Origin of the sequence: Enterococcus sp. DIV1067f, from assembly GCF_050543505.1 — a bacterium.
GTDB lineage: Bacteria > Bacillota > Bacilli > Lactobacillales > Enterococcaceae > Enterococcus_D > Enterococcus_D entomosocium.
Genome location: NZ_CP172940.1, coordinates 614,843 through 633,899, shown reverse-complemented (window position 1 = coordinate 633,899; position 19,057 = coordinate 614,843). Strand labels below are relative to the sequence as shown.

General features: G+C 44.1%; 15 protein-coding genes and 1 pseudogene. 4 read left to right on the top strand and 12 right to left on the bottom strand.

Annotated elements, in window-relative coordinates; all coding sequences use genetic code 11:
- Positions 1-2: 2 nt before the first annotated feature.
- From IGJ42_RS02920 to IGJ42_RS02910, 3 genes are all read right to left on the bottom strand, one after another.
- Positions 3-1,370 carry an RsmB/NOP family class I SAM-dependent RNA methyltransferase gene (locus IGJ42_RS02920; RefSeq protein WP_008378065.1) on the bottom strand — a complete coding sequence of 456 codons (1,368 nt, stop codon included), beginning with the start codon at positions 1,368-1,370 and terminating at the stop codon, positions 3-5.
- A 139-nt stretch (positions 1,371-1,509) separates the two neighbouring features.
- Positions 1,510-2,145 (bottom strand): YczE/YyaS/YitT family protein, encoded by a 636-nt coding sequence (locus tag IGJ42_RS02915; RefSeq protein ID WP_008378064.1) that lies wholly within the window; start codon positions 2,143-2,145, stop codon positions 1,510-1,512.
- A 204-nt stretch (positions 2,146-2,349) separates the two neighbouring features.
- Complete coding sequence (locus IGJ42_RS02910; RefSeq protein WP_016619937.1) at positions 2,350-3,153, bottom strand: MerR family transcriptional regulator; 804 nt, start codon at positions 3,151-3,153, stop codon at positions 2,350-2,352.
- Positions 3,154-3,259: 106 nt separating this feature from the next.
- On the opposite strand from IGJ42_RS02910, the gene IGJ42_RS02905 reads away from it, so the two are divergent.
- The 3 genes from IGJ42_RS02905 (at position 3,260) to IGJ42_RS02895 (ending at position 8,524) form a co-directional block, all read left to right on the top strand.
- A complete protein-coding gene (locus IGJ42_RS02905; protein WP_061053783.1) occupies positions 3,260-4,993 on the top strand; it encodes an ABC transporter ATP-binding protein in 1,734 nt (577 codons plus the stop codon).
- Positions 4,986-6,770, top strand: a complete 1,785-nt coding sequence (locus IGJ42_RS02900; protein ID WP_139960444.1) for an ABC transporter ATP-binding protein — start codon at positions 4,986-4,988, stop codon at positions 6,768-6,770. The genes IGJ42_RS02905 and IGJ42_RS02900 overlap by 8 nt, the downstream gene beginning before the upstream one ends.
- 206 nt (positions 6,771-6,976) lie before the next feature.
- Positions 6,977-8,524, top strand: a complete 1,548-nt coding sequence (locus tag IGJ42_RS02895) for a helix-turn-helix domain-containing protein (protein ID WP_139960443.1) — start codon at positions 6,977-6,979, stop codon at positions 8,522-8,524.
- On the opposite strand, the gene IGJ42_RS02890 is transcribed toward IGJ42_RS02895, so the two are convergent.
- The gene (locus tag IGJ42_RS02890) at positions 8,504-9,829 is read right to left on the bottom strand and encodes a WxL domain-containing protein (protein WP_422705400.1); all 1,326 of its coding nucleotides are present in this window, start codon (positions 9,827-9,829) and stop codon (positions 8,504-8,506) included. The two genes, IGJ42_RS02895 and IGJ42_RS02890, sit on opposite strands and share 21 nt — an antisense overlap.
- A gap of 79 nt (positions 9,830-9,908) precedes the next feature.
- Between IGJ42_RS02890 and IGJ42_RS02885 the strand changes: the two are divergent.
- A pseudogene (locus IGJ42_RS02885) lies at positions 9,909-10,808 on the top strand (helix-turn-helix domain-containing protein); the annotation flags it as partial.
- Between the two features lie 127 nt (positions 10,809-10,935).
- Here IGJ42_RS02885 and IGJ42_RS02880 read toward each other — a convergent pair.
- Genes IGJ42_RS02880 through IGJ42_RS02845 form a run of 8 tightly spaced genes read right to left on the bottom strand, consistent with a single transcriptional unit; the run spans position 10,936 to position 19,052 of the window.
- A complete protein-coding gene (locus IGJ42_RS02880) occupies positions 10,936-11,298 on the bottom strand; it encodes a DUF7006 family protein (protein WP_008377996.1) in 363 nt (120 codons plus the stop codon).
- Positions 11,299-11,351: 53 nt separating this feature from the next.
- Complete coding sequence (locus IGJ42_RS02875) at positions 11,352-12,812, bottom strand: helix-turn-helix domain-containing protein (protein ID WP_008377994.1); 1,461 nt, start codon at positions 12,810-12,812, stop codon at positions 11,352-11,354.
- Between the two features lie 14 nt (positions 12,813-12,826).
- Positions 12,827-13,924: a non-hydrolyzing UDP-N-acetylglucosamine 2-epimerase gene (gene wecB / locus IGJ42_RS02870; protein ID WP_061053768.1), complete on the bottom strand. Its 1,098-nt coding sequence runs from the start codon at positions 13,922-13,924 to the stop codon at positions 12,827-12,829.
- Between the two features lie 32 nt (positions 13,925-13,956).
- Complete coding sequence (locus IGJ42_RS02865) at positions 13,957-14,988, bottom strand: glycosyltransferase family 4 protein (RefSeq protein ID WP_008377990.1); 1,032 nt, start codon at positions 14,986-14,988, stop codon at positions 13,957-13,959.
- Positions 14,985-16,400: a lipopolysaccharide biosynthesis protein gene (locus IGJ42_RS02860; RefSeq protein ID WP_139960442.1), complete on the bottom strand. Its 1,416-nt coding sequence runs from the start codon at positions 16,398-16,400 to the stop codon at positions 14,985-14,987. The genes IGJ42_RS02865 and IGJ42_RS02860 overlap by 4 nt, the downstream gene beginning before the upstream one ends.
- 8 nt (positions 16,401-16,408) lie before the next feature.
- A complete protein-coding gene (locus IGJ42_RS02855; RefSeq protein WP_422705401.1) occupies positions 16,409-17,662 on the bottom strand; it encodes an O-antigen ligase family protein in 1,254 nt (417 codons plus the stop codon).
- Complete coding sequence (locus tag IGJ42_RS02850; RefSeq protein ID WP_139960440.1) at positions 17,659-18,405, bottom strand: WecB/TagA/CpsF family glycosyltransferase; 747 nt, start codon at positions 18,403-18,405, stop codon at positions 17,659-17,661. The genes IGJ42_RS02855 and IGJ42_RS02850 overlap by 4 nt, the downstream gene beginning before the upstream one ends.
- Positions 18,405-19,052 carry a sugar transferase gene (locus IGJ42_RS02845; RefSeq protein ID WP_008377982.1) on the bottom strand — a complete coding sequence of 216 codons (648 nt, stop codon included), beginning with the start codon at positions 19,050-19,052 and terminating at the stop codon, positions 18,405-18,407. Before IGJ42_RS02845 ends, IGJ42_RS02850 begins: the two co-directional genes overlap by 1 nt.
- Positions 19,053-19,057: the final 5 nt, after the last annotated feature.

Sequence of the window (19,057 nt, the reverse complement as noted above, 5' to 3'; positions counted from 1 at the left end):
GTTTAAATCGCTTTGAATCTTAATCCTTTTGGAAAGAAGTTTTTCACAGTTCCTTGGACTTGTTTTCCAAAACCGACGGGGATCTCATCGACTGTCAAAATCACCCATCCAGCATTTCCTGGCACGCTCATGGTTTCACCTGCCACATACTGCTGCCATTGCGGCAAAGTGATCGGCACTGTCGGTGCCCCTTCTTCTGCATGGATCGCCAATGCCAACGCATAACTAGGTTCGATCCGATTCTTTTTAACGACGCCGACATGCAAACCTGGGCGCATAAACTTGATCCCTTTTAAAGAAGGCATTTCTTCAGGAACGAGCCAGAGGTTTTCTCCTAGCAGCTGAGGTGTCGCATTCAGTGCCTGTAAAAAAGGAAACTCCTTGCGAAAGGCTTGCCACAACTTTTGAGTCGTTGCATCCAATGGGCTCTTGGCTGTCGCTCCTTTGCCTTTTTTCTTCTTTTTCACTGGCGCTGCTTCTGCTTGGGAGGTCAATTTCGCAGCGAAATGACCTTCTCCTTGGTTTAAATGCGGCCATAAGCGGATGGTTTTCTCGATCCCAGATGCAGCTCCCCACTCGCTGCGCCCATGAGATACATTGGCCAAGTCGATCGCTTCGATTGTGAAGGGATACTCCTCCATTAACCAAGCCATCATCGCTTCGTTTTCTTCAGGGGCAAAGGTACAGGTGGAATAGATCAGCTGGCCCCCCGGTTTTAGCATCGCAACGGCTTGTGCCAAAATGTCTTTTTGCCTGATCGCACACTGATCAGGTGTTTCTGCCTGCCATTCTTCTAAGGCGACGGGATCTTTACGAAACATCCCTTCACCAGAACATGGGGCGTCCACCACGATCTTGTCAAAAAACTGAGGAAAATGGCGGCTCAATTCTTGTGGAGCCTGATTGGTGACGACTACATTCGGAAAGCCCCAACGCTCCACATTTTCTGATAGGATTTTGGCACGCTTCGGGAAAATCTCATTTGCTACAAGCAGCCCTTTTCCTTGTAATTGGCTTGCCAGCTGCGTTGTTTTGCCTCCCGGTGCCGCACATAAATCTAAGACCCGCTCCCCTGGTTGAGCGGCTGCGATCGTTGCCACGATCATCGCACTAGGTTCTTGGCTGTAGACATAGCCAGCTTGATGGAGCAACGAACGGCCTTTGACTTCGCCAATATAAGCCGCTTCTGCATAGGGGGCGGGTACAGCAGCTGGTCCATATTTTGCCAGCATCGCTTGTGCGTGCGGCTTAGCAACATTCAAGCGAAAGCCTTTGACTGGCTGATTATCGGTTAAAGCGGTAAAAAAAGCTGGTGCTTCTTCTCCTAGCAACCGTTGGTATTTTTCAATAAATGGTGTTGGTAATTGCATACTACCCCTCCTCGGCTTTTTTATTCTAGCGACTGAGAAGCAATTATGCAAGAATTCCTTGAGCAAATGGCAAAAAAACTGCAGCTGAGTGAAGTGGGCGATTAAATCGCTTCGACTTCTCTTTGCTGCAGACCTTTTTTTATTTAAAAATCGCTTTTTTGACACTGCTTTCGATGAATGGCTCAGAGACACGGTTGTCCCAGAATTTGATCAGTGGGCCCACTAAAAAGGCACTGATGAAGGTTCCGATCCCGATTGGCCCGCCTGTGAAGAGCCCAATCAAGGCAAAGGCAACGTCTTGAATCACCCGCACCACTCGATAGTTGGCTTTCGTCTGATCGACGATGGTTGGGGCGATCGCGTCGTAGGGGGCGCTACCCAAATTCGCTGACATATAAAACGAAGCACCGAAGGTAAAGAAGATGATCCCGATCAACAAGAACAAGCCTTGCTGCCACCAGTTATTTGGACCGACGGATAACCAATCAAAAACGTTGGTATAAAAGTCGATGAAAAATCCTGTCAGCACCATATTGATGACCGTCCCGATGCCGATATGACGACGGCCAAAGATAAAAATCAATACTAGGACAGCGATATTGATCATCAATTGATAGACCCCAAGGGATAACCCTAGCAGCTCGCCGACACCGATATTGGCTGCTGTGTATGGGTCTAGCCCTACTCCGCCGACCCGCAGCAATGCCGCCCCGAATCCTAAAATGGCGACACCAATCAACGCATAAAGCGAGCGTATTCCTGTTTCTTTTTTCATTAAAATTTCCCCTTTTTTCTCATCTGTTCTTTCAAGTATAACGAGAAAAAAGCAAAATGGGAATTTCAACGCTTCACAGGGCTTTTTGTATGGAAGGGATCTGGCTTAGTCATCTCCTTTGCTTCTATTGAAAAGCCAGCGGCAATAATCATTGCTATTGCGTATCTTAGTTTTCGTTTCTTACAGATACGCGTGCCTCGTCCATTACTCGGGCTTCACTGGAACCATCACTTCAAATATCTGCAATTCTTTTTGTGTGGTAAAGACTTCATCTTGCCATAACAATTCCCAAACATCGCCATCGATTTTCAACTGCTTCTCTTTTAGAAAGGCTTGGATGCGGTGGGTAAAAGCGGCAATTTGTTCTTCTCCCTCACTGACAAATCCAGAAACATACGTACCAGCGGGACGTGTGATGATCAGCTTTTCCGGATAGAGATGTAGCCGATCTTGGGGAATCAAGATCAATGCCCGATAAGGCGATGCGTGAAAAGTCTGATCCTCCAACGTCGTTCCTGCACTTAAAAAGCCGATGGGATAGCCACTGAAGGCATCTTTATAATCCACTAGCGGATAAAAACGGGCGTACACTTGATAAGCAGATTCTGGATCATCGCCAGCGATCTCTTCGGAAACGATAAACGCCTCTGCTTCGTGCTGCGCTATCGTAAAGGTCTCAAAATCGGCTTTCTGTACTTTTTCATAGCGCTGGATGTAGCGATCGAAGGTTCGTTCCAATTCTTGTAGCGCAGCGATTTTGTCACGGACTTCTCCTCGCCGTTCCACAAGTTCCTTTTGCGTGTATTCCGGGTTGCGGTTTTTCAAAAATTGGCGAATGTCTTGCAAGGGCATGTCTAAAGAACGCAACATCAAAATCACGTCTAACTCAAGGCATTGTTCAAAGCCGTAATAGCGATAGCTGTTTTCACCAATCGATTGCGGTTTGAACAAATCGATTTGATCATAATAAATCAATGTGCGCCGACTCACGCCAGCATAAGCGGACATCTCACTGATGGTCAATTGTTTTTTCAAAAAAATTTCACTCCTTGCTTGACTGTAACGTAACGTTACAGTTTATTCTACCATAGAACGACATTTTTGGAGGGAAATCATGAAACAATTACAGTTATTTTATAAAGAAGAACGACGCTTCTTTTTCAGTTTATTTCTTTTGATGCTAGTCCAATCCTTCGGCACACTCTTGTTGCCGTATTTTCTGGCAAAAATCATTGATGAAGGAATCTTAAAAGTCGACACGACGGCCATTTGGCACAATGGCTGGTGGATGTTTGCCATTGCCATCGGCACCGTGATTGTCTCGGTAGGCGGTAGTTATTTATCTGCCCACCTTTCAGGAAAATTCGGGCATTTTTTGCGGATGCGCTTTTTCAAAAAAACACAAGAACTCTCTGTATCCGCTGTTGATGGCTATGGTACACCCACTTTGCTGGCACGTACCACCAGCGACATCAACAACATCCAACAAATTTTGATGATGGCGCTGCAAATGATTTTGCCAGCCCCAATGATCGTCGCAGCTTCGATTTTTCTAACCGGCACCGTCTCTTTACGGATGATTTGGGTCCCAATCGTAGCGATCCTATGTTTTTCAATGATCGCTTATGGGGTGATTCGCAAAGCGATCCCATTATCACAAATCACGCAAAAACTAGTCGATAACATGATGCGGATCTTACGAGAAACCTTTACCGGCGCTCGGGTGATTCGGGCATTTGACAAAGCGGCTTACGAAAAAGAACGGACAGATCAAACCTTGACGGAATATGCGAAAACCATGATTAAAGTCAATCGCCTCTTTGCTGTCTTGAATCCGACCGTCAACTTAGTAATGGGACTCTCGATTTCGACCATCCTAGTCTACGGCGGCTATCAAAGTCTTCAGGGCCACCTAGCTATTGGTAGTATTACTGCCATTATCGAATACACGATTTTGAGCCTTTGGTTTTTGACCATGGCAGCGATGGTGATCGTGATGGTGCCTAAAGGCTTGACTTCCTTACAACGAATCGAAGAAGTCTTAGAAGAACCAATTGATTTGATTGACGGTGACCAAACCTTAAAAAAATCCGCCTTGTCAGAAACGATCGCCGCTTTCAATCACGTGCAATTTACGTATGAAGGCGCCGAAGAACCTGTCTTAGAAGATATCAGCTTCGAGATCCACCGAGGCAAAACGACAGCGATCGTTGGCGGAACCGGCTCTGGCAAAAGCACCATCGCCAAAGCGCTGTTGCGTTTCAAAGATGTGACTGCTGGTTCGATCACGCTTTTTGGCCGCAACATCAAAGAGATCTCACAAGCCGAATTACGGGACCAAATTAGTTATGTCCCGCAAAAAGCGCTCTTGCTTAGCGGCACGATTCAAGAAACCTTGCGTTTCGGCAATCGTCCAGCAACCCATGAGGCGATGGCAAAAGCCGCTGAAGTTGCTCAAGCCAAGTCATTTATTGAAGGCTTGCCTGAAGGTTATGAAAGTCCGGTTGCTCAAAAAGGCAGCAATTTCTCTGGCGGTCAAAAGCAACGATTGAGTATTGCCCGAGCGCTGACAAAGCCCGCAGAAATCTACTTCTTTGACGACAGCTTTTCTGCTTTGGATTATCAAACAGACGCCAACTTGCGGCGTGCATTGAAAGAATACACGAAAGATGCCGCCGTCATTATCGTGGCTCAACGGGTATCGACCGTCAAAAATGCCGATCAAATCATTGTCTTGGATAACGGCAAAATGGTCGGTAATGGAACCCACGAAGAATTATTACGCACTTGCCAAACTTATCAAGAGTTTGCCTCATCTCAAGGAATGGGAGGAATGAAGGATGAGTAAACAAACAATGGATACACCAAAAAACATGAAACATACAAGCCGGCGCCTACTTCGATTACTAATGGAACAAAAAGCCCGCTTTCTGCTGATCATCGTCTCTGCCTTGTTCTTTTCCTTACTAATGTCCATCGCCCCTTTGATCTTGGGACGTGGACTGGATAATCTGATCGCCTTGTTTCAACAAGAAGGCTGGCAAATCAATGATTTTTGGCAAAGTATTTTAGGCCCGGTCGTCCTATTAGCGGGAACATGGCTTTTGATCAGTCTCTTTTCCTTGCTACAAGAGTATACGATGGCCAGTGTCAGTGAAACCCTGACCTTGACTTTACGCAAACAAATCAGTGACAAATTCAATCGCCTGCCTATCAGTTTTTACGACAAACATCATACCGGCGATATTTTAAGCCGAGTGATTCTCGATTTAGATAAAGTGTCCGAAGTCTTACAAGTCGGTTTGATGCAGCTGATCACCGCAACCATCAGCATTACCTTCGGCTTGATCGCCATGCTTTATCTCAGCCCATTACTGACGATCGGTGTGGTCCTGATTTTGCTTTTGAGTGCTTTTGTGACCACCGTTCTCGCACGAAAAAACTTGAGCTACTTTACCAAAAACCAAGAAACATTAGGTGCAGTCAGCAGTCGTGCGGAAGAGTTTTATACCGCAAATCCGCTGATCAAATCCTATAACCAGCAAATTGCCGTTGAAGCGGAAATGGCGGAATTGAGCGAAGCTCAATTTAAAGCTTTTCGTAAAGCACAGTTCGTCAGTGCAGCGATCCATCCTTTCGTGCGCTTTATCAATCAAATCGGCTTTATCTTAAGCGCCGTCGTTGGTGGTCTGATGGTGTTGCAAGGGCAATTATCCATTGGTCTTGTACAAGCCTATCTGCAATACATCAACCAAGTGTCTGAACCGATCACGCAAGCTTCTTATATTATGAATACCTTGCAAAGTGCCTTAGCATCTCTCGAACGAATTTTTGAGATCCTTGATTATCCTGAAGAAGAAACAGCGACCCAGCAACTGCCGGTACCGCAAACCATCAAAGGAAAAATCGATTTCCAACACGTCTCCTTCGGCTACAACAAGGAAAAACTCCTGATGGAAAACGTCGAATTTTCCGTCAAACCAAAACAAACGGTTGCGATCGTCGGACCAACAGGCGCTGGAAAAACCACCATGATCAATCTTTTGATGCGCTTTTATCCTTTGAACGGTGGAAAGATTTTGCTGGACGATCAAGACATGATGTCCTTTTCGGCACCGGCAGTACGGAAAAAATTCGGTATGGTGCTGCAGGATACATGGCTGTTCCAAGGAACCATTGCTGAAAATATCGCATATGGCAATCCCGATGCCACTCGGGAAGACATCTTGGCTGCAGCCAAAGCCGCCCAATGCGACCACTTCGTGCGGACCCTGCCCAACGGTTACGATACCGTCATTAGCTCCGAAAGCGAACTGTCTCAAGGACAACAACAATTATTGACGATCGCCCGGGCGATTTTAGCGGACCCAACGATCCTGATCCTTGATGAAGCCACCTCCAGTGTCGACACTCGGACGGAACAAATGATCCAAACGGCAATGGATCGTTTGACCCAAGGAAGGACCAGTTTTATCATCGCCCATCGTCTTTCTACCATCAAAAATGCCGACTTGATTCTAGTGATGAAAGACGGCTCCGTCGTCGAAAAAGGCTCCCATACTCAATTGCTGGCACAAGATTCCCTTTACGCCCAACTATATAACAGCCAGTTTGCAACAGCTTGATGAAAAAGCCGAAAGGTCCAACGATGTCTATGACGAATCGTTGGACTTTTCGGTTATTTGCTTTTCATCCCTAAGTAGCACAAGTGTTCCTGTACAAGAAACACTTGTTACCTACCAAAAACCTTTCCCTTGCCTTGCCAGTATCCATATTCCATAATCAGACGTGAGAGACGATCCACCAAACAGACCATATGGGAGTGTTACGAATGAAAAATTTTCAGATGACGTTTATTACTTCTACTACCACCATTCGTTGGTTGAAACTATTGAATCTCTTGGAACGGCATAAGACCCTTTCGAATCGTGAATTATCAAAAGCTGTCCAGAGTTCGCGGCACACGATCATTTATGATATGGAGGGGCTACGGAGCTACTTTGGAAGTACGCTAATGATCGAATCCACGTCGAATGGCTATTCTCTTCACGAATTACTACCGAAGGAATATCTTGAACGAAAACGAGCGCTCCTTCAGAATGAACCGTTATTCGTTATTCTTGAGCATCTGTTTAAGGGAGAATATCGGACAGTTTCCGAATGGGCAGACTATTTTTATCTTTCTGAAAGTTCCCTTTTACGCTATTTAACGCTTTTTGAAAAAGCCCTGAGGCCCTTTCAGTTATCTGTTGATCATAAGAATTTCCGTCTGATCGGATCAGAAGCGGATATTCGCAAATTTTTTCATACCTTTTATTATGAGTCAGACGCTACGCCTCATACGGTACGTCCAACGATCGCTGTACAAAACATCGTCTTAGATTTTTTTCGAAATATACGCGGCAAAACCAATAATACGGCTTCATTTTGGTATATCAGTTATTGGTTGTATATTGTCCTTGAGCGTACTCAAGCAGGAGAAACTGTCATTGTCTCCGATCAATTAAAAAAGATCGTCTTGGCAGATGAGCTCTTCCAAGAAATCCAGCCCCTCAATCAACGACTCCAAACGGCTTTTTCCTTGTCTTTACCGTCAGAGGAGCTGGTCTACCTTTTCGCTCTACTAGCAAGTAACCGTGGGATAAACAACTATCTCAGGGAAATATCATTTGTTAACCGCTTTGACCATTGGCCTGAGCTAAAAGAACTGACTGCCAATTTTTGCCAGCTCCATCAGATTTCCGATCATGATCAGTCCCGAGAGTTTGTTTTTCTCCATTCTTTCTTTATAACAGAAAAAATAAAACAGCTGATTTCCCCTACCTATAATCTAAGTATGGAAGAAATTTCCAGTTATGCACAAACGCAATACCCTAAAGAGTATGAGGAAAATACAGAGTTTCTTTTTAGGCAGCCCCTCTTTGAAGCAACCGCTCTGTCAGCAATCAGTGCCCGCTTCACTTTATACTTTGAAGGATTAAAAGAAAAATACTGGGGCAACCCACGCCGAATCGCCTTTCTTTTAGAAGGGGATGCGCATATTTGTCTTCACATCAATGCTTTTGCCGTAAAATATTTTGGTCGATATCATATTTTGCAATTTCCTGATTCCAGTGAGTTTTCTTTGGATTATGTGGAACGAAACAAGATTGATCTAGTCGTGACGAATTACGCAGAGTATTTGGAAGAGTATATTTTAGATGTTGAATGCCTCCTGATAAAATCGATCCCAGATGCAGATGATTGGAACAATTTCTTGAAAATCATCAACCCAAAAATCATCCATAATTTTGCGTTGCGAAACATCGAAAAAAGCACCTTTTCCATTCGTTTCTTATTGCCGACTAGTATTCTTTCTTCACTCTGGCACACTACTTAACGACCATTCAATCGTTGCACGGTACCATCCCAACTTGGGATTTGCACCAGCAGGCACTTCCAAGGCGACACTGGTGGCTGCCGTCTCTTGATCACCAAAACGATAGACCCATGTTCCCGTACTCTGACTGTCGCCAGTTAGTAGAGGCTGCGCTTCACCTGGCGTCAAAGTTACACTATCATTCACCGTGGAAAGCTCTGGCATACTGGCATTGGAATTTGCTGAGGTCGTCATAAGCCGTTGATTGGCTAAGCTGATTTGAGCACCGATCAAGGGCTCATTGTCTTCATTTTGGAAGCCCTGCGAATCAAGAGTCGCCGATAAACGCCAACTCGTCTCTTCTGCATCGTTACGCTGATCCGTGATTTGCACATAATTCGGACGTTCCTTAGTTTCGGTTGCCCCTTCGGCAAGATTCATATGCTGAGGCAGTGCGTGATACGTTCCTTTGGCACTGCGGATCGGCACCTGACCAAATCGGAACTGGGAAACAAAATCAAGACTGAGCAACCCTTGGTTCTCAGGAATGACCGACGGATTTTCTGGATTCACTTCTACATCCGGTTCTAATGGATCAACCGGTGGCAGTGGTCCAGTCTGGGCGATTCGCAGGGTAGTTGCAGCGGGAAACACAGCGTCCCGAAAAACAACTTCTGAGGCTGGATTCTGATTGCCGTGTTCGCCATTCGTTGTCGGCGGATTGATCACTCCAGCTTCTTTTGCCGAACCAGCAGAATCTTTCAGAAAGACTTGGATCTCATCCCCCGCTTTTAACTGCCGATCACTTACATCAATCGTAAATGTTCCATCTTCATCGATAACCACCGCCTCTGTATCAAACCAGGCGCCATTATGTGCAGCACTTAGCTCAACCTCTTTGTCTTCCGTGTGGCCATGGATCTCAGTTGTTTCTTCAAGAAGTACGTAGGAAGCAAAAGCTGCGGGCGTTGGCGGCAAAATAGGGAAAACCTGCACAGACTCGGTCCGTATTTGATGTTGGGCACCTTCTGTCAGTTCGCCGCTGGTTAATTCGACAGCGATGACTCGGACGATGGTTCCTGCTTCCAAAGGAGCCTCAAGAGGAATCTCAAAAATCCCTCCTTGCGCCTCTTCTCCATAGATACTGATCCCCGGTGTTTCTTCTGTATGTCCGACGGTTTTTGCAGTGACTTCTTCCTTCTCACCATCTGCTGTTTCAATTTCAACGGTCACTTTCGCTTCATCATCCCAAGCAGGGCGAGTGCCATCAAAACCAACAGGCAAGCTGACTCGCCCATGAATTTTTTTGTCCGCATTCGTCGGCACCCGTAACTCATCGACGATCGCCAACGCGCATTGTTTGAACTTACGCGAGAGTACGCTGTCAGTCCCTGATTGCCAAATGTCTCCGTATTCAATCTTTTCCTATATTCTCTACATTACACTGGAACGCAGCAAGAAAGGGTTACAAGTCGAACTTTCACCTGAACTAAAGGACATCTTTTATGCTTATCATTCATTGATTGCTCCAGATACATTAAGAGAGATCCTTTATTCCTATTTTCATTACCATCTGCCAGAGGACGAAATCATTTATTTGTTACTTTGTCTCATCTGTCGCCGAAAAATCAATCATCCTTCGATCGAAGAATTTTGCCGAAAGTATAATCGCTGGCCTGAGATCCAACAAGTGACAAAAGATTTCTATGCCCTAAATCAAGGCAATTCCTATGATGAACAAAAAGATTTACACTGGTTAGAATCATTTTTTACGATTGTGAAAATACGCGATATGCTCTCGCCCATCATGAATGTCAATATTGACGATCTTACGCAATTCGTCAAAGAGAAGTTTTCCTACGAATATAAGAGAAACTATGCATTTTTGGCAAAACACAAGCTAGTCAAAAAGCTGTATTCATCCTCCTATCTTGACGATTTCTGTGCCAGCTTAACGATTCATATGGAAGCGATCAAAGAAGAAAATTGGGGATCACAACGGACGATCGCCGTGATTTTTGAAGGAAACGAATATGTTTGTGAATATGCCGAAAGTATCGTGCGAAAATATTTGGGTCGCTTCCATACATTGTATTATCCTAATGCCAGTGAACTCTCTCCAACCTATTTAAAAGAAAAGCAAATTGATCTATTAGTCACCAATTATTCGGAGTATACGACAGAATACTTACTGGAAGTAGAATGCGTTCTTCTAAAATCGTTTCCAGATGCGACAGATTGGAATCGATTACTTAATCAAATCAATCCACGGATCTTGCGTCTGGTTGTGTTGGACAATGCGTAAGTCAACTTGCTAGACACTATCTTGTGGAATCATTACGGTCACAAAGCATTTCGAAGTGTTATTTTATAAAAACCATTCTTACCCAACGAGTGGTTGACACTCTGATTTATCTCAGCGATCACAGTGTTCATTTCTCGCTGAGATAAATCAAGCCATGGGGCGCTTTCTGGTTTGTGCCGATCCCTGCCATTTGTCGGTAATAGACATTTTTGTCCTTTTTGATCATTTCGACGATCTCTTCTTCTGCTAATTCGATTTCTTTAAAAAAGTCGTGTCGGAAAAAATCTAAAAACATTTGCAGTTGGGCATCGATTTCTAGCAAATCCGCCATTTGTTGTAGCACATTATCGTACTCGGTATAGCAAATTTCTTTGAATCGTGTTTGCAACTCTGTACATACTTGTTTGATTAGGGGAAATTCCTGCAAGTAACAAAGTTCGCTGTAATTTTTTAAATAGGCTTCTGGTGTCATATGTCCTTTTTTCATCATGATTGCATCATTCCTATCTTTCATCTGAGAATTATTTTGCACCTGGACCATTGTTAAAGTTTAAAGTCGATCAATGACATGAGTCTGCGCCAATCGGTTGAGTTCGGGATTTTATTGAACAATAAATACACGCCAGAACAAGAAAAATTCGACATATGCTCATTATAATTTGTGACGACGATATCAAATTGGTTCGCCTCAAAATAGCCGGGATTGATATCTAATACATTCGGAAAAAAGAGTTTCTGATAACTGCCTAGATACTTACGAGCAGTGACCTGAATTCGTTGCGAGATAAATTGATTCCCTTCTAACAGGAACGCAATTTTTTTAGGCTTCCCCCAGTACAATTCTTTCACACAGTCCATGTGAATGGTAAACACTGCGCTGATATCTACGATCATGTCTAAAGACAGACACTTCAGTTGTTTGAATTGTTTTTGTAAGAACGCTGTGTTTTGTGCCATTTCCTCTGGAAAATGTTTTTTTACAAATGAGATCAAATCGGGAATCACTTTGTTCAAGACCGGTGAAAGTTTATTTTTTAGTAAGATCGTCGCAAAAAACGACTGGATCAAAACCGTACTATATTCCAGCGCATACGGCGGTACGCCTGCCTCCTTTAGATAACGTTGGGTTAGTTGCAGGATCTGCGAGTCTTTGCCTAACTTGTTGCAAAAGTCCCTTTCCATATCAATATCAAACACCGTCCGTTTTCCCATCGATAACGCATAAAAGTAGATGATTTCTTTTTCGGCGATCGTCGTTTGCAAATGGTTCGATAGCATCGTCTTTAATTTTTTCAGCTCAAGATAATACTCTTTACGAAACTGCTTGACGATGGCTGGATCGATCGTGACGTAATGGCCATGAGAGGTTCGCTCTAAAATGATATAAAGCATGTAACTGATTTCCTCAAAGGCAAGATTAGAGAAATTGCTATCGAATTCTTCTTTTTTCAAGTTTAAACCGATCTCATGAATGATCAACGGCGGAAATACGGTATGCGGCGTACTATCGGATTCATAATAAAAGTTCAGAAAAAAATGGCGAATATTGACTTCCTCACCAATAAGATCAACGGTGGTTTTATTTAATGTCAGTTGGTACTGTGCTAAAATTGGGTCGATCTTTCGAAAATACCGCATCAACGTGGCAGGGGAAATAAACAAAATGTCTGACCACTCATTGATGGTCAATATTTCCCCTAAGAAAATGCTCTCAAAGATGCGAAACAACGGCTCGTTACTGATCAAATTCCGTTTTTTTTCTAAGTAGCTTTCTGTGTCGATGACTTGTAGCTGATAGCCACTATTTGACGTTTCCATTTCGATAGCATCTTCGAAATACTCTTTAATGTTTTGTAAATCTTCAATGATGGTTCGGCTAGAGCTTTTGATCACTTTTGACAACCCACGGATCGGTGTATGAGAAGCGTGCTCCATATGTTCTAGCAAATGTAGCCACCTTAGCGTCGTTTTACTAATGACAAAAGATGATTGGAATTGTCTCATAGATTCGCCTTCCTCTACTCGAAATAACTTTTTAATTCAGCCACGATTCGCTCACTGGCTTGTCCATCTCCATAGGGATTTTTGGCTTGCGCCATCTGTTTGTATGCTGCCTCATCAGACAATAAATGAACGATTTCTGAATACACATGCTCCTCATGGGTACCAATAAGTTTCAAAGTCCCTGCTGCCACCCCTTCTGGGCGTTCCGTCGTTTCACGTACGATCAAGACAGGAATCCCCAAGGAGGGTGCTTCTTCTTGAATCCCTCCTGAATCGGTCAAAACAAGGTAGCTGCCTGCCAGTAACTGATAGAATGCAGGGGCATCCAATGGTTCGATCAGCTCAATATTTTGCTGCCCTTCTAAATAGCGCTTGGCTAGTGTACGGACACGAGGGTTTTTATGCATCGGAAAGACCATCGTCAGTGCGGGATAAGCAATAGCGATGCGTTTTAGTGCACGAAACACTTGTTCCATGGGTTGCCCAATATTTTCTCGCCGGTGCATCGTAACTAAAAGGATTTTTTTCTCACTGATTGGTTTTCGGTCTTTTTTTTGTGCCAAGGTGTGGTACAAAGCATCAATAGACGTATTGCCAGTAACGACGATGCGGTCTTGTGGATGATTTTCTTTTAGCAGATTTGCCTGGCTTTGATCTGTAGGGGCAAAGAGAAAATCTGCTAGTTGATCAATCAACCGGCGATTCATTTCTTCTGGAAACGGATCATTCTTGTTACCTGTTCGTAGCCCAGCCTCCACATGACCAATCAAGATCTGCTGATAAAAAGCGGCCAGCGCAGCTGCCACTGCCGTCGTCGTATCGCCATGGACCAACACTACGTCTGGTTCTTCTGATTGAAAAATACCTTCGAGTCCTTCTAAAATACGACTGGTGATACTAGACAAGGTTTGATTTTCTCGCATGATAGCCAAGTCGTAATCAGGGGTCAGCTCAAACGCCGCTAATGTTTGCTCAAGCATTTCTCGATGCTGCCCTGTCACGACGATCTTTGATAGAAAGCGTGGATCATTTGCTAGTTTTTTTATGACCGGTGCCATCTTGATGGCTTCTGGTCGTGTACCAAAAATAGATAATACCTTTATTTTTTGCATCGTACTTCTCCTTTTTTTCAGCAATTTGAGCATTAATCAAGTTGCTTTTTGTAAATCTTCTGCCAGCGCTTCATATACGACGTTAAGGCATACTGTTGCTCAATCGTTGCTCTGGCTTGTTGGCTGCTTTTGATTCGTTCTTCCTCGTTAGCTAACAGACCGCTCAACGTCTCGATCATTGCTTGAATATCACCGGCAGCTACTAGGTAGCCGTTTTCACCCGATTGGATCAACTCTGGGATTCCCCCAACCTTCGTCGTTACATTGGGGATACCTGCCGCCATGGTTTCTAAGATCGCCATCGGCAAGCCTTCGTGATAAGAAGGGAGAAAATGGATGGCTGCCTTACGAAAAACAGCTGGTAACGCATCGGTTGCTACCCACTCATTTAAGAACACATTGGTGAGAGCCTCTTCTTGGAGCTGTTGGGCAACCTGTTGATTTTCTTGATCGCCAAATAACATAAAGCGAATCTCGGGAAAGGAAACAGCCATTGCTTTTGCAACTGCCAACAGATCAAAACTGCCTTTTCTTTGCCCGATCCTGCCAAGAGTGATGATCCATTTTGCGGTGGGGTCATAAAAGGATTCCTCCGGCACCGCTACGGCATTTGGCAAGACCTCGATTGAGGTATCGGTAATCGTTTGGTAAAATGCTGACCAGCTACTACTTAGCACTACGAGCTGATCCACCCGAGCTAAGGTAAAACGGACCCACCACTTTGCCCATGAAGGACTGTTTTGATAAAACTGGTCAAATTGCGAAGCATGCATATGAAAAATCGTCTTGCAATGTTTTGGTGCTAGCAACAACAGCAAACTCTTGCGATAGAAACTGCCCTTTTGCGCAACGTGGAAATGAAGGATCTGGCACCTTTCTTTTTTGATGTGCCGACGAAACGTAAGAAACGCTTTGAGCTGCGTCCAATATTTTCCTTTTTCCGACCAAGTCTTATGGACGACGAAACGCACGTCCTCTGGCGCTTTTGCTTTTTGGAAATTATGAATGACCGTTGCGATCCCCCCTTTTGCTGCTGGATCTGGACCGATAAGTAAGATATTCATGCTTTGTTGATTTTCCTTTCTTGTACAAATCTAGTTACCTGCTTTAGTTCCTTGCGATAAAGAACAACGACGAAGAGCATCAGCAGCAAAACGAGGCTCTTTTCCAGCCAAAGAGTCCGATTGAATGCCGTAAACAGCGCAAAGCAATACAGCATGATCGAAAGGCTGATTTGGCGTTTGACTGAGAACCCCTGCCAATAGGTCATCGAAAAATATGTACGGGCAAAAAAGAAGACCAAGTACCCTAATGCCGTAGCACAAGCCGCTCCTGTGGCGCCAATTGTCGGTACGAGTAGGAGATGACCAAGGGATGCGGCTAAGACCGCCAGCAAAGAGGCAGCAATATTCAAATGACTTTTCTTATAAAAAACGATCCCGAGATTGGTCGTTTCACTGATCGTCATCATCAAGGGATAAAAACATAACAAGGGAAACAAGTACTGGGCCTCTAAGTATTCTTGCGACAATAAGATGACGATCGTTTCTTTGAAAAAGACCATCAGTAAAAAGAAAATCGACAAGACGAACATGATAAAGTGACTGACTCGTTCGTAATAAATCAATGGTTTGCCTTTTTTGAACCATTCATAGGAGGTGGGAATCCAAAAATTGGCAAAACTAACTTGTAGAATCATCAAGGCACTTGCCACTTTGAATGCAGCCGTGTAGATACCCAAAGCGGCAAAATCAGCAAAATAGCGCAGCATCATTTTGTCGATAATCATTAACAGGCTATAGAGGAACGTTCCCACCACCGTCGGCAAGCCAAAACGACTCAGCTTTTTGATCAGGTTGCGATCGATGTGGCGAATGAGCGGCACAAAAAGCACCAGGTTTGCCAGAATCAACAGACAATCACCGATAATCTGACCGAAGAGCATGCCATAGACCACCGTAATAAACGTCGGCGGACCAAAAAAGAGAAACAGCAACGTGATGAACAAGACCATGAATTTCACCAAAATACTGTAAACGGAGAACTGGATCGCTTTGTTTTGCATTCGAACCGTTAACAAAAGAAACCGTTCAAAAATCAGCAGTCCCGACGAAAGAGCAAATAAATAAATCGCACGGGTGTACTGTGGAGACTCAAATAAAAGCTGCGAGAAATCTGCCACAAAAACCACTAGGATCAGCTGAAAGAAAAATGAACCGAGCAACGGGACGAGCATCGCTTGTTGCAATAACTCGCGTTTGTTTTCGTGGTCATGGTATTCCCTCGTAAAGGCTTGGTCGAAGCCGAGATAGATCACGTATATCAAAAAGGTCTGTGCAAGGAAAAACATACTGGTCTTCCCATATTCTTCGGGTGTCAAAAAGCTGGTCGTTACGGGCAAAAGCACCAAGTTTAAGACCGCCGAACCTAACGAACCGAGGGAGAAAAAGCCCAGCCTCAAAAGTAATTTTTTCAATCAGTTGTTCACTCTTTCTCTGTTAAAATAATGCCTCCACAAATCAATCCTAAAAAGGTGGAAGACAATGCCGAATACAAAACATGCCCGGCAAAAAAACTATAAAAAAGCACCACGATCAAGGCAAAACTATAAACCGATCGTTTTCGTGGCTGAAAGGCCAAATAGACAAAATAGGCGAGCATTAGCAGCAATAACGCTATTCCCAGTAGGCCTTGCCCGAAAAGGGTGTCGAAGAAGTCCATTTCAATTAAGCCAAGACGACCAAAGTGTGCCAAACGGTATTCAAAGCCTTGGCCAAAGACCATGGTAAAGTGTCGGGCCTCATCATTTAAGAAGGCGTTCATCCCACCAATCAAAAAATCACTTCTTGAACTAGAAAATAGCCGGATCAAGTCCCCGTCGAAAAGATGATAAAAATACACCATGCGAAGATAGGTTCCTTCGACGGCTTGGATCAGCAATGGTAGTCCTTGAATAAGCAGCCAAGCAATCGTAATAAAACTCAGAAACCAGATAAACAATTGTTGCAGAAATGCTTTACGTTCAATGCCTAGCACCAATCGGATTAAAAGATAGAACAACACACCGACACCATAAAACACGCCGGTTTTCGTACCGACCAAGACCAAACAGACGAAATTTCCAGCGAATAAACTAGCCAAAAACAGTGAAAACTTATGGGTCTGTTCTTTGATCGAAACAATTAGTGCCTGGACTGTAAAGGTGATTGAAACAATAAAGGCAAAGCTCGTATCATTATTGGCAAAGAAATAGCCTTTATACCCAGCATCAGAATTGTCATAAGTTTGGTAGCCTAGCCCTAAAAAATAAGGAATCAGTAGCCCCAAGGTGAAGCAGACACTGATAACAATAAACAAGCTGTCGTAGTGCAGTTTGGAGAAGTCGTTTTTTCGTTGATAGACATAATAAGGAATCAGTACCCATAAGAGGTATTTGATATACACCGATAGATCCTCGATCACCCACTGCCAGCTGTACCCTAGAAAAAGTGCTTGTAACAGAAAAATCGTAAGCGTCACAGCGATAAACCCATACGTTAAATATGTATAGTAGCTATGGGGAATCTTTTCTGTCACGATCATAATCACTAAGAACAAAAAGAACAGCAAACGGTAGAACACGCCAATGGGAAAAGGAATGCCCAGACTTAGAAATAAGCCGTTTAAGACGTCGATTATCGGAAAAATGGCCACAATCCCCAGGAAGAAGCGGTGATGGCTTTGCTGTTTTGATTTCATGCGTTTCTTCTTTTTTCTCCCCACACATACTGTAAAAAGCGTAAATTTCCTATGATATAGCGATCAAACATCCTGACTGGCTCTTGCGCAAAGCGATAAAACCATTCCAAACCTGCCCGCTGCATCCACAAAGGCGCTCGTTTGGTTTTGCCTGCGACGATATCAAAGCTGCCGCCAACGCCCATCGCAAATGGCACTTGCAACACTTCGCTGAATGTATCGAGCCAAATCTCTTTTTGCGGGCTAGAAAAAGCGACAAACAGCAAGTCTGGTTGCGTCCGTGCAATCTCTTTTGCCACGTCCAATGATTCGACTTCGGAAAAATAGCCATGGTGAAAACCCGCTATGTTCAGGTCGGGATAGAGCTGTTGGTCATGTTTGACGACGGCTTCTACGACTTCGGCAGTTGCTCCTAAATAATAAGGACGCCAGCCTTTTTCTGCTGCCAATTTGACCAGCTCGCGAAAAAGATCGATGCCTGTTACCCTTTCTGGTACCGGGCACCCTAAATATTTCGCTGCCCAGACAATCGACTGCCCATCAGCCGTGATCAAAGTTGCCCGATTGACGATCGATCGCAACGAGGGATCTTTTCGCATCAAGTTTATTTTTCCCGCGTTAATTGAAACATGCTGTGCGGGCGTCCCCTGTTCGATCATTTTCTCGATCTTAGTAATGGTTTCCTGAAAGCTTAAGGAATCGAGATTGCTACCTAAAAGTGATACACGTACTTGTTGCTCCATTAGAATGCTCCTTTGGGTAAGAAAACAACGCCAATCGTTTTCATAATTATTTTCAAGTCCAATAACCAGCTCAGGTTATTGATGTAATAGAGATCCAATGCGACCATCTCTTGAAAACTCAATTCGTTTCGTCCACTGACTTGCCACAACCCTGTGCACCCGGGTGTGACACACAATCGTTGCTTGTCTTTTTCTGAATAACTGACGACTTCTCTTTCTAAAGGAGGACGGGGGCCGACCAGTGCCATCTCCCCTTTCAAGACATTGATCAATTGGGGCAGTTCATCAAGACTCGTTTTTCTTAAAAAACGGCCTAAGCGCGTCACTCGCGGATCTTTCTTCAGCTTGAACATGGCCCCTTCAATTTCGTTTTTATCAAGGTATCGCCCTAATAATTGATCGGCATCAGGCACCATCGTTCGAAATTTGTACATCACAAACGTGGCCTCATTTTTGCCAACACGAACTTGCTTAAAAATAATCGGTGCCTGCCAGTTAGAAAATTTGATCCCTATACAAATCAGCAGTAACAGCGGGCTAAGGACGACTAATAAGCCCAAGCTAAAGATAGTTTCTATCGTGCGTTTCCAACGTAAATAGCTAGTCGCTTGAACCCTTGACTGCTTGTCTAAAGCGGGTCTTTCCACAAAGT

What these genes read in the sequence shown, in the direction of transcription:
- IGJ42_RS02920 (WP_008378065.1), bottom strand. Translation starts at nt 1,370, where the DNA reads ATGCAATTACCAACACCATTTATTGAAAAATACCAACGGTTGCTAGGA.
- IGJ42_RS02915 (WP_008378064.1), bottom strand. Translation starts at nt 2,145, where the DNA reads ATGAAAAAAGAAACAGGAATACGCTCGCTTTATGCGTTGATTGGTGTC.
- IGJ42_RS02910 (WP_016619937.1), bottom strand. Translation starts at nt 3,153, where the DNA reads ATGTCCGCTTATGCTGGCGTGAGTCGGCGCACATTGATTTATTATGAT.
- IGJ42_RS02905 (WP_061053783.1), top strand. Translation starts at nt 3,260, where the DNA reads ATGAAACAATTACAGTTATTTTATAAAGAAGAACGACGCTTCTTTTTC.
- IGJ42_RS02900 (WP_139960444.1), top strand. Translation starts at nt 4,986, where the DNA reads ATGAGTAAACAAACAATGGATACACCAAAAAACATGAAACATACAAGC.
- IGJ42_RS02895 (WP_139960443.1), top strand. Translation starts at nt 6,977, where the DNA reads ATGAAAAATTTTCAGATGACGTTTATTACTTCTACTACCACCATTCGT.
- IGJ42_RS02880 (WP_008377996.1), bottom strand. Translation starts at nt 11,298, where the DNA reads ATGATGAAAAAAGGACATATGACACCAGAAGCCTATTTAAAAAATTAC.
- IGJ42_RS02875 (WP_008377994.1), bottom strand. Translation starts at nt 12,812, where the DNA reads ATGAGACAATTCCAATCATCTTTTGTCATTAGTAAAACGACGCTAAGG.
- wecB (WP_061053768.1), bottom strand. Translation starts at nt 13,924, where the DNA reads ATGCAAAAAATAAAGGTATTATCTATTTTTGGTACACGACCAGAAGCC.
- IGJ42_RS02865 (WP_008377990.1), bottom strand. Translation starts at nt 14,988, where the DNA reads ATGAATATCTTACTTATCGGTCCAGATCCAGCAGCAAAAGGGGGGATC.
- IGJ42_RS02855 (WP_422705401.1), bottom strand. Translation starts at nt 17,662, where the DNA reads ATGAAATCAAAACAGCAAAGCCATCACCGCTTCTTCCTGGGGATTGTG.
- IGJ42_RS02850 (WP_139960440.1), bottom strand. Translation starts at nt 18,405, where the DNA reads ATGGAGCAACAAGTACGTGTATCACTTTTAGGTAGCAATCTCGATTCC.